Annotated in this window: 17 protein-coding genes; all 17 read left to right on the top strand. The window is 35.8% G+C overall.

Features of this window, described 5'->3' with window-relative positions:
* Nucleotide 1 precedes the first annotated feature (1 nt).
* Nucleotides 2–1,354, top strand: a complete 1,353-nt coding sequence (gene mtaB, locus BAQ48_RS23025) for a tRNA (N(6)-L-threonylcarbamoyladenosine(37)-C(2))-methylthiotransferase MtaB (protein WP_071712972.1) — start codon at nucleotides 2–4, stop codon at nucleotides 1,352–1,354.
* A gap of 348 nt (nucleotides 1,355–1,702) precedes the next feature.
* Nucleotides 1,703–1,876 carry a 30S ribosomal protein S21 gene (gene rpsU / locus BAQ48_RS23030; RefSeq protein WP_000048061.1) on the top strand — a complete coding sequence of 58 codons (174 nt, stop codon included), beginning with the start codon at nucleotides 1,703–1,705 and terminating at the stop codon, nucleotides 1,874–1,876.
* 15 nt (nucleotides 1,877–1,891) lie between these two features.
* Nucleotides 1,892–2,335, top strand: coding sequence for a GatB/YqeY domain-containing protein (locus BAQ48_RS23035; RefSeq protein WP_000054584.1), 444 nt, complete (start codon nucleotides 1,892–1,894; stop codon nucleotides 2,333–2,335).
* 108 nt (nucleotides 2,336–2,443) lie between these two features.
* Nucleotides 2,444–2,737: a sporulation protein YqfC gene (gene yqfC / locus BAQ48_RS23040; protein ID WP_071712974.1), complete on the top strand. Its 294-nt coding sequence runs from the start codon at nucleotides 2,444–2,446 to the stop codon at nucleotides 2,735–2,737.
* 181 nt (nucleotides 2,738–2,918) lie between these two features.
* Entirely contained in the window at nucleotides 2,919–4,118 is a 1,200-nt protein-coding gene (gene yqfD, locus BAQ48_RS23045) for a sporulation protein YqfD (RefSeq protein WP_071712975.1), read from the top strand.
* Nucleotides 4,119–4,121: 3 nt separating this feature from the next.
* Nucleotides 4,122–5,081 (top strand): PhoH family protein, encoded by a 960-nt coding sequence (locus tag BAQ48_RS23050; protein ID WP_071712976.1) that lies wholly within the window; start codon nucleotides 4,122–4,124, stop codon nucleotides 5,079–5,081.
* A 185-nt stretch (nucleotides 5,082–5,266) separates the two neighbouring features.
* On the top strand, nucleotides 5,267–7,411 hold the full coding sequence (locus tag BAQ48_RS23055; RefSeq protein ID WP_071712977.1) for an HD family phosphohydrolase: 2,145 nt from the start codon (nucleotides 5,267–5,269) through the stop codon (nucleotides 7,409–7,411).
* On the top strand, nucleotides 7,408–7,878 hold the full coding sequence (gene ybeY / locus BAQ48_RS23060) for an rRNA maturation RNase YbeY (protein WP_071712978.1): 471 nt from the start codon (nucleotides 7,408–7,410) through the stop codon (nucleotides 7,876–7,878). Before BAQ48_RS23055 ends, ybeY begins: the two co-directional genes overlap by 4 nt.
* Nucleotides 7,875–8,228 carry a diacylglycerol kinase family protein gene (locus BAQ48_RS23065; RefSeq protein WP_071712979.1) on the top strand — a complete coding sequence of 118 codons (354 nt, stop codon included), beginning with the start codon at nucleotides 7,875–7,877 and terminating at the stop codon, nucleotides 8,226–8,228. The genes ybeY and BAQ48_RS23065 overlap by 4 nt, the downstream gene beginning before the upstream one ends.
* A gap of 99 nt (nucleotides 8,229–8,327) precedes the next feature.
* Complete coding sequence (locus BAQ48_RS23070) at nucleotides 8,328–8,726, top strand: cytidine deaminase (RefSeq protein ID WP_071712980.1); 399 nt, start codon at nucleotides 8,328–8,330, stop codon at nucleotides 8,724–8,726.
* Nucleotides 8,719–9,624, top strand: a complete 906-nt coding sequence (gene era / locus BAQ48_RS23075; RefSeq protein ID WP_001080238.1) for a GTPase Era — start codon at nucleotides 8,719–8,721, stop codon at nucleotides 9,622–9,624. Before BAQ48_RS23070 ends, era begins: the two co-directional genes overlap by 8 nt.
* Before the next feature lie 176 nt (nucleotides 9,625–9,800).
* On the top strand, nucleotides 9,801–9,944 hold the full coding sequence (locus BAQ48_RS23080) for a YqzL family protein (RefSeq protein WP_000883924.1): 144 nt from the start codon (nucleotides 9,801–9,803) through the stop codon (nucleotides 9,942–9,944).
* A 33-nt stretch (nucleotides 9,945–9,977) separates the two neighbouring features.
* On the top strand, nucleotides 9,978–10,724 hold the full coding sequence (gene recO, locus BAQ48_RS23085) for a DNA repair protein RecO (RefSeq protein ID WP_071712981.1): 747 nt from the start codon (nucleotides 9,978–9,980) through the stop codon (nucleotides 10,722–10,724).
* Between the two features lie 107 nt (nucleotides 10,725–10,831).
* On the top strand, nucleotides 10,832–11,464 hold the full coding sequence (gene ccpN, locus BAQ48_RS23090; RefSeq protein ID WP_000583758.1) for a transcriptional regulator CcpN: 633 nt from the start codon (nucleotides 10,832–10,834) through the stop codon (nucleotides 11,462–11,464).
* Between the two features lie 29 nt (nucleotides 11,465–11,493).
* Nucleotides 11,494–12,306, top strand: a complete 813-nt coding sequence (locus tag BAQ48_RS23095) for a pyruvate, water dikinase regulatory protein (RefSeq protein WP_000368934.1) — start codon at nucleotides 11,494–11,496, stop codon at nucleotides 12,304–12,306.
* Nucleotides 12,307–12,719: 413 nt separating this feature from the next.
* Entirely contained in the window at nucleotides 12,720–13,031 is a 312-nt protein-coding gene (locus BAQ48_RS23100; protein ID WP_084065034.1) for a DUF188 domain-containing protein, read from the top strand.
* 140 nt (nucleotides 13,032–13,171) lie between these two features.
* Nucleotides 13,172–14,968 (top strand): DNA primase, encoded by a 1,797-nt coding sequence (gene dnaG, locus BAQ48_RS23105; RefSeq protein WP_071712983.1) that lies wholly within the window; start codon nucleotides 13,172–13,174, stop codon nucleotides 14,966–14,968.
* The last annotated feature ends 1 nt before the right edge of the window (nucleotide 14,969 follow it).

The following is a 14,969-nucleotide window of genomic DNA, read 5'->3' on the forward strand; positions in this document are numbered from 1 at the left end:
AATGTCAACTGTTGCGTTCCATACGTTAGGTTGTAAAGTAAACCACTATGAAACAGAAGCCATTTGGCAATTGTTTAAACAAGGTGGTTATGAAAGAACTGAATATGAAAAGAAAGCTGATGTATATGTTATTAACACATGTACAGTAACGAATACTGGAGATAAGAAAAGCCGTCAAGTAATTAGACGTGCTGTGCGTCAAAATCCGGATGCGGTTATTTGTGTAACAGGATGTTATGCACAAACATCTCCAGCGGAAATTATGGCGATTCCAGGTGTAGATATTGTAGTTGGTACACAAGATCGTGAAAAGATGTTAGGCTACATCGAAGAGTTCCGCCAAGAGCGTCAACCAATTAATGCTGTCCGCAACATTATGAAAACACGTGTATACGAAGAACTTGATGTACCTTATTTCACGGATCGTACACGTGCGTCTTTAAAAATCCAAGAGGGTTGCAATAACTTCTGTACATTCTGTATCATTCCTTGGGCGCGTGGTTTAATGCGTTCTCGTGATGGAAAAGAAGTTATTAAACAAGCGCAACAATTAGTAGATGCAGGCTATAAAGAAATCGTATTAACAGGTATTCATACAGGTGGATACGGTGAAGATATTAAAGATTATAATTTAGCTGGATTACTTCGTGATATGGAAGCGGAAGTAGGCGGATTAAAACGTCTTCGTATTTCTTCTATTGAAGCAAGTCAAATTTCAGATGAAGTAATTGAAGTGTTAGATAAGTCTGAAGTAGTTGTACGCCACCTGCACATTCCGTTGCAATCAGGATCTAATACTGTATTAAAACGTATGCGTCGTAAGTATACGATGGAATTTTTCCAAGAGCGTTTAGATCGTTTGAAAGAAGCATTACCAGGTCTTGCGATTACATCAGACGTAATCGTTGGCTTCCCAGGTGAAACAGAAGAAGAATTTATGGAAACATATAATTTCATTAAAGAGAATCGCTTCTCAGAGTTACACGTGTTCCCTTATTCAAAACGTACAGGAACACCTGCAGCACGTATGGAAGATCAAGTACCTGAAGATGTGAAGAACGATCGTGTCCATCGTTTGATTGAATTATCTAATCAATTAGCGAAAGAGTATGCGTCACAGTTTGAAGGTGAAGTGCTTGAAATTATTCCGGAAGAGCAATTTAAAGAGGGTGACCGTGAAGGGTTATATGTAGGTTATACAGATAACTACTTGAAAATTGTATTTGAAGGATCAGAAGACTTAATTGGTAAATTAGTGAAAGTGAAAATTACGAAAGCTGGTTATCCATATAATGAAGCGCAATTTGTTCGTGTTCTTGAAGATGATGTAAAAAAAGAATCAGCAAGCGCATAAAGTGAAACTTTAATCAGTGGGATAAAAAAGCATGCAAACGGAGACAGTTTGCATGCTTTATTTTTTATGAAAAAGTTAAATGTTTACAAGATGAGTGTGTTAAGTGAGTAGTTTTTTAGTGAATCCTTGTATTAAAAACGATGTAATGATAAAAATATGGTTGTCTTCAGGGGAAAAGGATAACCATATTTTAAAAAGGAAGAGCATCTATTCTTCTTTTATTCTGTCAAATAGTTGACCTGAAGTGATAAAATGTATTATAATCGTAAAAGACATGCTGAAGAAGTGTTTCTTTTTGCATGCTGAAGTTAGTATGTAAGTGTGATGTTTCGGAGGGAGGGAAAGAGAATGTCAAAAACAGTCGTTCGTAAAAACGAGTCTTTGGAGGATGCACTTCGCCGTTTTAAAAGATCGGTTTCTAAAACTGGTACACTTGCTGAAGCAAGAAAGCGCGAGTTTTATGAAAAACCAAGTGTAAAACGTAAGAAGAAATCTGAAGCGGCAAGAAAGCGTAAATTCTAAGAGAGGGTGTAAGTTATGAGTCTTCTCGGTCGTTTAAACGATGATATGAAACAAGCGATGAAGAATAAACAAAAAGAAAAATTAACCGTTATTCGTATGGTTAAGGCTGCTTTACAAAATGAAAGCATTAAACTGCAACATACTCTTACTGATGAAGAGGAATTAACAGTTTTAGCTCGTGAAGTAAAACAGTATAAGGACTCCCTCCTTGAATTTAAAAAAGCTGGTCGTGAAGACCTTGTTGATAAACTGCAAAGTGAAATTCAGATTTTAAGCGCATATTTGCCGGAGCAATTAACGGAAGAAGAATTAGCGAATGTAATTAAGCAAGTTATTTCTGAAGTTGGTGCTACATCTAAAGCAGATATGGGTAAAGTGATGACTGCTGTTATGCCGAAAGTAAAAGGTAAAACAGACGGATCACTAGTGAATAAGCTGGTTATCCAGCTATTAGCATAAAAAAGCGTCTCATTTCGTATGAGACGTTTTTTTATGCTTTTTTTCAGTTTGGACGTGATATTGCAAGCTCTTTTTTCATACATATGGGATGAGAGGAGGTCTTTTGAGATGAAAAAATTAGAACAAATGAAGAATTGGTTAACGAAGCAAATAGACCTGCCAGTGGATGTGCTAATGGATCTACCTCGGATTACGCTTGTTGGGCAAGTGCATATCTATATAGAAAATCATCGAGGTTTATTAGTATTTTCAGATAAAGAAGTGAGATTGTTGTTAAAGCATGGTCAGTTATTAATTAAGGGGAAATCCTTTGTTATTAAAACAATCCTTCCAGAAGAACTTTTGCTTGAAGGGATAATTGAACAAGTGACTTTTTTAGAAAATGAAAAGAAAAAAGAGTGAGGGAAACTTCCATATGTGAAGTTTTTCTTCTTATTCTTGTGAGTCGACTTTTCTATTCAGTTTATCGTTTTATTTAGGGTTAGGGGCGATAAAATTCCATATTTCATTTTCGTACGAGCTATTTTGTTAATTAACTTGAAAAGTAGTGTGTCTACTTTTGGAAAGGTAGTGAAGGTAGTAGATGAAAAACAAATGGTTTATAAAGTGGCTTGGATATGTGAAAGTACGAATTGAAGGTAGAGGAGCGGAACGGTTCGTTAACGAATGTGTGCGTAGAAAATTATTAGTTTGGGATGTTAAGAAGATTGCTGATGAAACGTTAGTCTTTTGTATGTTATTACGAGATGTGAAGAAAATAAAACCAATTTACAGAAAAAATGAATGTAAATTATATTTTATTGGACGTTACGGTTTTCCTTTTTGGAATAAGCGTTTAATTAAAAATAGTGGATTTTTAATTGGGTTTCTAATTTTCTTCTTTGGTATGATTGCATTATCAAATATGGTTTGGAAAATCGAAATTACAGGAGCGAAACCTGAAACAGAATATATATTGATGAAAGAATTGGACAAAATGGGTATTAAAAAAGGGAAATTACAGTTTCAAATGCCTAGTGTAGAAGATGTGCAACGTCATTTGACAGATAATATTAATGCAATTACATGGGCGGGGCTAGAAATAAGAGGAACGACATACCATTTTAAAATTGTTGAAAAAAATGAGCCGAAAAAAGAGAAAGAACAAAAAGCACAAAATTTAGTGGCGAAAAAAGAAGCGATTGTTACAAAAACATTTGTTGAAGTTGGAAAACCAGTCGTCCTGAAAAATGATCATGTAGAAAAGGGACAGCTTCTTGTATCAGGGATATATGGTAATGAAGAGGATCCGACGATTGTTTCAGCGAAAGGTATTGTATATGGAGAAACGTGGTACACATCTCAGGTGAATGTCCCGCTCAAGACGCAATTTCAAGTATATACAGGTAATGCGTATAATGAATATTTTCTTACATTTGGGAGTGCGAAAATAAAAATATGGGGATTTCAACATGATAAGTATAAACGTTCTCGTACGGAAAATGTAAAACACGATGTGAAATTATTTGGTTTTACATTACCGATTGCATACGAAAAAGATATAGTGCGAGAAGAGGAAGAAGCGAATCGAGAATATACAGAAAAACAAGCGATGAAAGTAGCAAAAGAGATGGCAGAAAAAGAACTAAAGAAAAAATTGGATGAACATGCTATGATTGTAAGTGATAAGATTTTGAGTAAAGAGGTTGAGGCGGATCAACTAAAAGTTACATTGCATTATACGGTAATTGAAAATATTGCAGAGCCACAACCGATATCTGAATCCGATATTCAAGGAGACTGAGTAATGGCAGAACAATTAGTAGAAATGAACCAACAACTGGAAAATCCTAACGAAGCAATCGCTCTTTTTGGAGTAAATGATGCTCATTTAAAAGTAATTGAAAGAGAACTTAATGTATCGATTGTAACTAGAGGAGAAACTGTTCATGTATCTGGAGCAGATGAAACTGTGACACTCGTAGAAAAAATCTTGCAGCAATTACTTGTTGTGATCCGTAAAGGTGTATCAATTACAGAAAGAGATGTCGCGTATGCGATCCAGCTTGCGCAACAAGGGAAAATTGCTCAATTTGAAGAGTTATATGAAGAAGAAATCTTTAAAACTGCAAAAGGTAAATCGATTCGTGTAAAAACGATGGGGCAAAGACGATATATTCATGCAATGAAGAAGAATGATATTGTATTTGGAATAGGACCTGCAGGGACTGGTAAAACATACTTAGCTGTAGTAATGGCTGTTAGAGCTTTAAAGCAAGGGTATGTAAAGAAAATTATTTTAACGAGACCTGCTGTAGAAGCAGGGGAGAGCTTAGGTTTTTTACCAGGTGATTTAAAAGAGAAGGTAGATCCGTATTTACGTCCATTGTATGATGCACTGCACGACATTCTTGGACAAGAATATACGCAACGTATGATGGAGCGTGGAGTAATTGAAATCGCACCTCTTGCCTATATGAGAGGGCGTACGCTCGATGATTCATTTGTTATTTTAGATGAAGCACAAAATACAACGGGTGCCCAAATAAAAATGTTTTTAACAAGATTAGGTTTTAGTTCTAAAATGGTTATTACGGGAGACCCTTCACAAGTAGACTTGCCAAAAGGGGTAAAATCAGGACTTTCTCTTGCTTCTAACATTTTATCTGGTGTATCGGGGCTATCATTCATTACATTAGAACAAACGGACGTTGTAAGGCATCCACTGGTGCAACGTATTATTGAGGCATATGATAAAATGGAATGATCCTATTTGTCAGGATCATTTCTTTTTGTATGATAAGGTTGGCGAATGGCCAATTTTTTACTATCATGAAAGAAGAAGAAAATAAGCGATAGATGACGTGTTATTTCGAAAGCGTCGTTGGTTACAAGAAATGAAAGCTATAAATAGTTTCACTTTATTTCTGGAGAGGAGAAGGTATTGAAATCATGTCAAGATCTCAAGAAATTTCTAAGTGGTTTCGTAATTTACAACATTCGAAAAAACTAAGTTGGATTTCTTACGTTGTATTAGGAGCAGTGCTGTTTTTTGCACTTATGAATAATGTAAAACCGGAGCAATTAGATGTTGAAATATATTCTATTGCGAAAAAGACAATCCATTCTCCTATAAAAATTGAAGATAAAGTTACAACAGACAAAAAGAAAAAAGAAGCGGCTACAAAAGTTGAAGATCAATATACATATAAAAGTGAGTACAAACAAAATAAAGTGGATATTGTGAATGACGTCTTTGCAAAAGTAGATGAAGTGGTGCAAGAGATAAAAGCTATTGGACCAGATGAACAAAAGAAGATAACTGATGCTGAGAAAGTGGACAAGCTGAAAAAGAAATTACCTGTTGAATTAACGAAAGAGTTATCTGATTCAAACTTACTGAACTTGATTAATGCGGATCCTAGCCAGTTAGTATTAGCGAAAGATGCAGCGGTTACAGCTATTAATAGTATTATGAGCGGGCATATTAAAATGGACGAATTGAAGGATGCGAAAGATCGATATGTAAGTGAGATGAATAGTGTTAATGTCGATAATGGTTTAAAGGAATCTATTAAGGCATTAGGGAAGTATGCGATCTCAGCCAACTATTTTTATGATCCAACTTTAACAAAAGAGAAGAGAAAAGCGGAGGAAGACTTAGTTCCGCCCGTTTATATTCTTCAAGGACAAGTTCTTGTTAGAGAAGGTGAAACGATTTCAAGTGATATGTATAATCAGTTGAAATTAGTCGGCTTGTTAGAGAAAGGTAATAGCTTTCAACCTTATGTTGGTTTAGTGGTACTGATCGGTGTGCTACTATACTTTATGCATAAGCAATTTGAAGTGTTTTTACAGAGGAAACGAGAAGATAGACCGTACATTTTAGCGTATATTACGATTTTATCTATCACGATTGTTTTAATGAAGATTATTAGTTTATTTCAAAAGCTTGAATATGCAGGAATCGCATATGTTGTTCCAGTTGCGATGGGGACAATACTAGTAAAACTAATGATTGGTGATCGGTTTGTATTTTTAACAAGTATGATTTTTTCTGTGTGCGGAAGCATTATGTTTAATGAAGGGGTAACAAGTACACTGAATTATAGTGTAGGTATTTATGTGTTATTAAGTTCGTTATCAGTGAGTATTTTCTTGAGAGAGAAAAATCGTCGTACGATGATTTTACAAGCTGGTATACTCGTTTCTGTATTAAATGTGGTCGTATTGGCGGCGTTATTATTATTACGTAATGGGAATTTTTCACCTCTTGAAATTGGTACGCAATTATTAATGGCATCCCTTTCTGGAATTATCTCTTCGGTTCTTGCTATGGGGATTTTACCATATTTAGAGAGTGGGCTTGGAATTGTATCAAGTATGAAGCTGATGGAGCTATCCAGTCCGAATCATCCGCTTTTGCGTAAAATTTTGTTAGAAGCGCCAGGGACATATCACCATAGTGTAATGGTGGCAAACTTGTCTGAATCGGCTTGTGAAGCGGTTGGAGCAAATGGTGTATTAGCTCGCGTAGGGGCATATTATCATGATGTAGGGAAAACAGTGCAACCACGATTCTTTATTGAAAATCAGATGGGGATTGAAAACCCGCATGATAAATTAGATCCTGTAACGAGTAAAGATATTATCATTGCTCATGTAACGGATGGGGTAAAGATGCTCGAAGAATACCATATTCCGCAAGAAATTATTGATATTGCGGGACAACATCATGGTACAACGTTACTTAAGTATTTTTATTATAAAGCGATTAAAGAAGATAAAGAAAAATATACAGAAGAGATGTTCCGTTATCCAGGGTCAAAAGCAACTTCTAAAGAGTCGGCAATTGTTGGTATAGCTGATAGCGTAGAGGCTGCGGTACGTTCCATGAATCATCCTACTCCAGATCAAATTAATAATTTAGTGCAAAGTATTATTAAAGATCGTCTGCAAGATGGACAATTTAGTGAATGTGATTTGACATTTAAGGAACTACAAATCGTTGGAAAAACGTTATGTGAAACGTTAAATGGTATTTTCCATTCGCGTATTACATATCCGGAACCACCGGAAGAGAAGGAGAAAGAATGAGTTTATTAATCGATTTTATTGATGAAACAGAAGAAGTGAAAGAAGAATATGTGAATTTAATTCGTGAGATATTAGGAAAAGCAGCTCAAATGGAAAAAATAGAGGATGGCGCGGAGTTATCAGTGACATTTGTAGATAACGAACGCATTCGTGAGATTAATCGTGATTATCGAGATAAGGATCAGCCTACTGATGTAATTTCCTTTGCAATGGAAGAAATGGGAGAAGGAGAACTGGAAATTGTAGGTGCAGAAATGCCGCGCATGTTAGGTGATCTTATTATTTCTATTCCGAGAGCGAAAGAACAAGCGGAAGAGTATGGACATTCTTTTGATCGTGAACTTGGCTTTTTAGCATTACATGGCTTTTTACATTTGCTTGGTTATGACCACATGACAGAAGAGGATGAAAAAGAAATGTTTGGAAGACAAAAAGAAATTTTAGAAGCATTTGGATTAGGACGATGAAAAAAGGAAAACTTATAGATAGTTTTGGATATGCTATAGCTGGTATATTCTTTTGTCTTCGTCAGGAACGAAATATGAAAATTCATTATTTAGCCGCAGTCATTGTTATGTGCTGCGGCTTTTATTTCCATATTACGAAAATAGAGTGGACAGTATTACTTATTGTAATAGGAATTGTAATGAGTTTAGAAATGGTAAATACGGCTGTGGAAAAAACAGTAGATTTAGCGACTACCGATATTCATCCGTTTGCAAAAATTGCAAAGGATGTTGCAGCGGGAGCGGTTTTATTGTTTGCAATAATAGCTGTTATAATTGGTGCTATTATCTTTTTACCGTATATGGTATAGTTGCATTCCAAAGCTTTTCTTAAGCCTTGGGAGCGCCATAAGGGCCTTTAATGAAAGAATGTATCTATTCACAGCTGTGAACAGGAAGGATGCGGGAATATGAATAGTAAACAATTAATTCAAGAAGCAATCGAAGCGCGTAAACAAGCGTACGTACCATATTCAAAATTTCAAGTAGGTGCAGCATTATTAACGCACGATGGAAAAGTATATCGTGGATGTAATGTTGAGAATGCGTCATATGGCTTATGTAACTGTGCAGAAAGAACAGCTTTATTTAAGGCAGTTTCTGAAGGAGATAAAGAGTTTGTAGCTATTGCGATTGTAGCAGACACAAAGCGTCCAGTACCTCCTTGTGGAGCATGTCGACAAGTTATGGTAGAATTATGTAAACAGGATACGAAAGTATACCTATCAAATTTACAGGGTGACGTTCAAGAGACGACAGTTGGAGAATTGTTACCAGGAGCATTTTTAGCGGAGGATTTACATGAATAGAAAAGGTTATAAATCAGGTTTTGTCTCTATTATTGGCAGACCGAATGTTGGAAAATCTACATTTTTAAACCGTATTATCGGCCAAAAAATTGCTATTATGAGTGACAAGCCACAAACGACTCGTAATAAAATTCAAGGCGTATATACAGAAAATGATTCACAAGTAATTTTCATTGATACACCAGGAATACATAAACCTAAACATAAACTAGGTGACTTCATGGTGAAGATGGCTCAAACGACATTAAAAGAAGTTGATATTGTTCTGTTTATGGTTAATGCAGTTGAAGGATTTGGTCGTGGTGAGGAATTCATCATTGAGAAATTAAAAGAAACGAAACAACCAGTATTCTTAGTAATTAATAAAATTGACCAACTTCATCCAGAGCAATTATTAGAGTTAATTGATCAATACCGTAAACTACATGAGTTTGCAGAGATTGTACCAATTTCTGCATTAGACGGTAATAATGTGGACGCTTTAATTGGAACAATTAAAAAGTATTTACCAGAAGGGCCACAATACTATCCAGATAATCAAGTAACGGATCATCCAGAGAGATTTATTATTGCAGAGCTTATTCGTGAGAAAGTACTACATTTAACACGTGAAGAGGTCCCACATTCTGTGGCTGTTGTGATCGATGCGATTCAAAAGCGCGAGGGCGGGGCAGTTTATATAAATGCAACGATTGTTGTTGAACGTCCATCGCAAAAAGGAATCATCATCGGAAAGCAAGGGAAGATGTTAAAAGAAGTCGGTAAGCGCGCTCGTTTTGATATTGAATCGCTACTTGGTTCTAAAGTATTTTTAGAAGTATGGGTAAAAGTGCAAAAAGATTGGCGTAACAAGATGTCACAGCTTCGTGACCTTGGTTTCCGCGAAGACGAGTACTAAAATAGAGTAAGGCTGTAATCAGTGGATGGTTCGTTCGTCCGCTGATTATTGGTTTTTATGAACTTTGATAAATTAGGAAAAATTTTTCTCACATGAAAATGGACAAAATGGGTCAATTTAATAACAACAAAGGAAATTGGTTTATAGGCTACGCTTATTGAGAAAGGTGGATTCTTATGCTAGATTTTACCTGGAAGTTTTTCTCCAAAACAGGAAGCATTGAAACGTACTTGCTTTTGAAAGAGATGGAAAAAGACGTAAACGATGAGATGGATCAACATGAAGAGGAGCTAGCGCATCTAGACTCTCCAATTTCTTGACCCGTTTTGTTCAAACCTTGGATGGTGACGAACATGTTTCAAAAAGTTGAGGGCATCGTTATCCGTACGACAGATTACGGAGAAACGAACAAGATTGTTACAATATTCTCAAGAGAATTGGGTAAGGTAAGTGCAATGGCAAGAGGGGCGAAAAAACCGAAAAGTCGGTTAGCATCAGTTTCGCAACTTATGACACATGGTCAGTTTCTTATTCAAATGGGATCTGGACTTGGAACTTTACAACAAGGCGAGATTATTTCAACTATGAAAGAAATTCGCGAGGATATATTTTTAACTGCTTATGCATCATTTATTGTTGAGTTAACGGATAAAGCAACAGAAGATAAAAAACATAATCCATATTTATTTGAAATGTTATATCAAACGTTGCATTATATGTGTGAGGGTGTTGATCCAGAAGTATTATCATTAATTTATCAAACGAAAATGCTTCCGGTATTAGGGATGCGCCCGTACTTTGATACATGTGCGATTTGTCATCAAGAAACAGATTTTGTCGCCTTCTCTGTCCGAGAAGGCGGTTTTCTGTGCTCACGTCATGCTGAGCAAGATCAGTATCGTATACCAGTGGGAGAAGCCGTTCATAAATTATTGCGTCTTTTCTACCACTTTGATTTACATAGACTTGGCAATGTATCAGTGAAGGATAGCACAAAAAAACAAATGCGTTTAGTATTGAATACATATTATGATGAATATTGCGGGATTTATTTGAAATCAAGACGTTTCTTAGAGCAACTTGATAAGTTTCAAATATAATTTTGGGCCGTATACGGTCCTTTTTACATACTTTCTTTTTCGAATAGCATATTTAGTATATAATATTTAAGAGATAGTATAACTTTTTTCGTTGTGCATTAAAGGTGGTGATTATCATAGAGCTGAATAAACGGCAAGAACATATCATTCAGATTGTAAAAGATCACGGTCCTATTACAGGGGAATCAATTGCAGCGCAATTGGGTTTAACACGTGCAACGCTAAGACCAGACTTAGCAATTTTAACGATGGCTGGTTATTTAGAAGCGCGTCCGCGCGTAGGTTATTTTTATACGGGTAAAACTGGGGGACAGCTATTATCTGAAGCTGTTAAGAAAATTAAAGTACAAGATTACCAATCTAGACCGGTTGTAATTGATAAAAATGTTTCTGTATACGATGCAATTTGTACGATGTTTTTAGAGGATGTTGGTACATTATTCGTTGTAGATCAATCGACTCTATTAGTTGGTGTTGTATCTCGTAAAGATTTATTAAGAGCTAGCTTAGGGAAGCAGGATTTAACCTCTCTTCCGGTTAATATTATCATGACAAGGATGCCAAACATTGCGATGTGTCGCAGGGAGGATTCTTTATATGATATTGCGATGGAATTAATAGAAAGACAGATTGATGCGATGCCAGTTGTAAAAGATACGAAGCAAGGACTAGAAGTAATTGGACGAATTACAAAAACAAATATTACACGTGCGTTTGTAAACTTAGTAAATAACGAATAAGTGTAATTTGTTTAAAGTGAGGTAATGTAATGGATAATAAAATCGTATATGTCGTATCTGACTCTGTGGGAGAAACGGCGGATTTAGTTGTTCGAGCAGCGATGGGCCAGTTCCCATTTGCTCCTGATATTAGACGTGTACCGTATGTAGAAGATACAGGGACATTAAAAGAAGTGATTTCAATTGCTAAGAGTAATCAAGCAATTATTTGTTTTACGTTAGTGAAGCCTGACATGCGTCAATATTTAGTAACAGAGGCTGCAAAAGAAGGTGTAGAGGCGTACGATATTATCGGACCTCTAATCGATCAAATTGAAAAAATTACAGGACAAGTGCCGAGATATGAGCCAGGTGTTGTTCGTAGGTTAGATGAAGAATACTTTAAAAAGATTGAAGCAATTGAATTTGCTGTGAAGTACGATGATGGTAGAGATGCGCGTGGTATTTTGAAAGCTGATATCGTATTGATTGGAATTTCACGTACGTCGAAAACGCCACTTTCACAATATTTAGCGCATAACAAACGTTTGAAAGTTGCCAATGTACCGCTTGTACCAGAAGTGGATCCGCCTGAGGAATTATATCAAGTGGCAAAAGAAAAATGTTTCGGTTTGAAAATTACGCCAGATAAGTTGAATCATATTCGAAAAGAGCGATTAAAGTCACTTGGATTAAGTGATGGAGCGACATATGCAAACATTAATCGTATTAAAGAAGAAATTGATCACTTCGAGAATGTAGTTAGCAAAATAAATTGTCAAGTAATTGATGTATCGAATAAAGCGATTGAAGAAACAGCAAATATTATTGTGAATGCAGTGCAGAACCAAAAAATGTTTTAGCACATTTACCAAAGGTGAATGTGCTTTTTTCGCTCGCGAGAAATGTGGTACTTGTTATCTTCGTAATAGATTATGGCAGAGTGGTTATACTTATATTCTTCTGCTTTTTTATTATGTTAAAGGTAGGGTTTCGTTATCCTGAAATGTCAGATGAAAAAATAAAGGGATATGTAGCGTAGTTGAAGAAAATATATTATAATAAAAAATTGTGATAAAAACCTATATTTTACGTTTAGACTTTAATTTTTCAGAATAAACTAGGGATAGGATTTACAAAAAGACATGTAATTACGTTAAATCGACAAAATCTATACAAGAAAACGCACATTATGGAAGGATTCACAGAAGGGATGTAGAATACAGAAATATGCAAAACATCAATTAAGATATTAGTTGATGCAGATGCATGTCCCGTGAAGGCTGAAATTGTGCGAGTTGGAACGAAATTTTATGTCGAGATTTTGTTTGTCACATCGTATGCTCATCACTTAGGAAAACAGCAAGGCGATTGGATCTATGTAGATTCTGAACAAGATAAAGTTGATTTTTATATCGATCAACATATAAAAGTAACAGATCTCGTGATCACACAGGATATGTGGCTTGCTAGTCTTCTTGTAAAAAAGGTGTATATGTATTGTCTCAAAGGAGGCACATTTGTAACGGATGAGCAAATGAATACAATTTTATATAGTAAGTATGTATCTGCGCAGTTACGCAGATAAGGGACTGATGTGAAAGGTCCAAAATCGTTTATGAAACATAATCGACAACACTTTCTAACAAATTTAGAAAAAATATTGTCGAATTATAAAGGAATTTTTTAATTTATATCGAATACAAAATACGACACGGAGATGGAGTTATGGGGAACAGAATTCCCGAAGAAGTTGTTGAACAGATTCGGACATCATCCGATATTGTTGAAGTGATTGGTGAATACGTTCAACTTAGAAAGCAGGGGCGTAACTATTTCGGCCTTTGTCCATTTCATGGTGAGAATTCTCCTTCGTTCTCTGTTTCATCTGATAAGCAGATTTTTCATTGCTTCGGATGTGGAGAAGGTGGAAATGTATTTTCCTTTCTAATGAAAATGGAAGGACTGGCTTTTACTGAAGCTGTTCAAAAGCTTGGTGAAAGAAATGGAATTGCGGTTGCAGAATATACATCAGGGCAAGGACAACAAGAAGACATATCTGATGACACTGTCATCATGCAACAGGCTCATGAACTTTTGAAAAAGTATTATCATCATTTATTAGTAAATACAGAAGAGGGAAATGAAGCACTTTCGTATTTGTTAAAACGTGGTATTACGAAAGAAATGATTGAGAAGTTTGAAATTGGTTATGCGTCACCTGCTTGGGATGCGGCAACGAAAATTTTACAAAAAAGAGGTTTATCGCTATCTAGTATGGAACAAGCGGGTCTTCTCATAAGAAGTGAGAAGGATGGGAGTCATTACGATCGCTTCCGTGGAAGAGTTATGTTTCCAATCTATACGTTACAAGGCAAGGTGATAGCGTTTAGTGGAAGGGCGTTAGGAGATGATACTCCGAAATATTTAAATAGCCCTGAGACACCGATTTTTCACAAAAGTAAATTGTTGTATAACTTCCACCAAGCAAGACCGTTCATTAGAAAACGTGGGCAAGTAGTTCTTTTTGAAGGGTATGCTGACGTACTAGCTGCGGTAAAAAGCGGTGTGGAAGAAGCTGTTGCGACAATGGGAACAGCTTTAACTGAAGAACAAGCAAAACTTCTGCGACGTAACGTTGAAACTGTTGTTCTTTGCTATGATGGTGATAAAGCAGGACGAGAAGCAACGATGAAAGCAGGGCAATTATTATTGCAAGTTGGTTGCCAAGTGAAAGTTACATCTTTACCAGATAAGCTCGATCCTGATGAATATGTGCAACAATTTGGAACTACTGCTTTTGAAAATCTTGTGAAATCAAGTATAAGTTTTGTTGGTTTTAAAATAAATTATTTGCGTTTAGGGAAAAATTTGCAAGATGAGTCTGGCAAAGAAGAATATGTGAAAAGTGTTTTAAAAGAGTTATCGTTGTTACAGGATGCGATGCAGGCGGAATCCTATTTGAAGTCATTATCGCAAGAATTTTCGTATTCAATGGAAACACTTTTGAATCAATTGCACCAATATCGCAAAGAACAAAAGGTACAGCAAAAACAAGTAAAGCAGGTTTCTAAGCCGTCTCAAATTGTTCAAACAAAACCGAAGTTAACAGGTTTTGAAAGGGCAGAAAGAGAAATTATTTATCATATGTTGCAAAGTGCAGAAGTAGCCGTTCGTATGGAACCTCATATAGAAGATTTTCATACAGAAGAACATAAAGGGATTTTATATGAACTATACGCATATTATGAAAAGGGAAATGAACCTTCAGTCGGAACATTTTTAAGTTGGCTCTCTGATGAAAAGTTGAAAAATATTATAACTGATATTTCGACGGATGAATTTATTAATCCAGAATACACAGAAGAAGTGTTACAAGGCCATTTGGAGACGCTCAGCCGTCATCAGGAAAAACTGGAGAAGATGGAAATCATCTTTAAAGTGAAACAAATGGAAAAAACAGATCCTGTAGAGGCTGCTAAATATTATGTGGCATATTTACAAAATCAAAAAGCGAGAAAATAGC

Origin of the sequence: Bacillus luti (genome assembly GCF_001884105.1) — a bacterium.
GTDB classification, from domain to species: Bacteria; Bacillota; Bacilli; order Bacillales; family Bacillaceae_G; genus Bacillus_A; species Bacillus_A luti.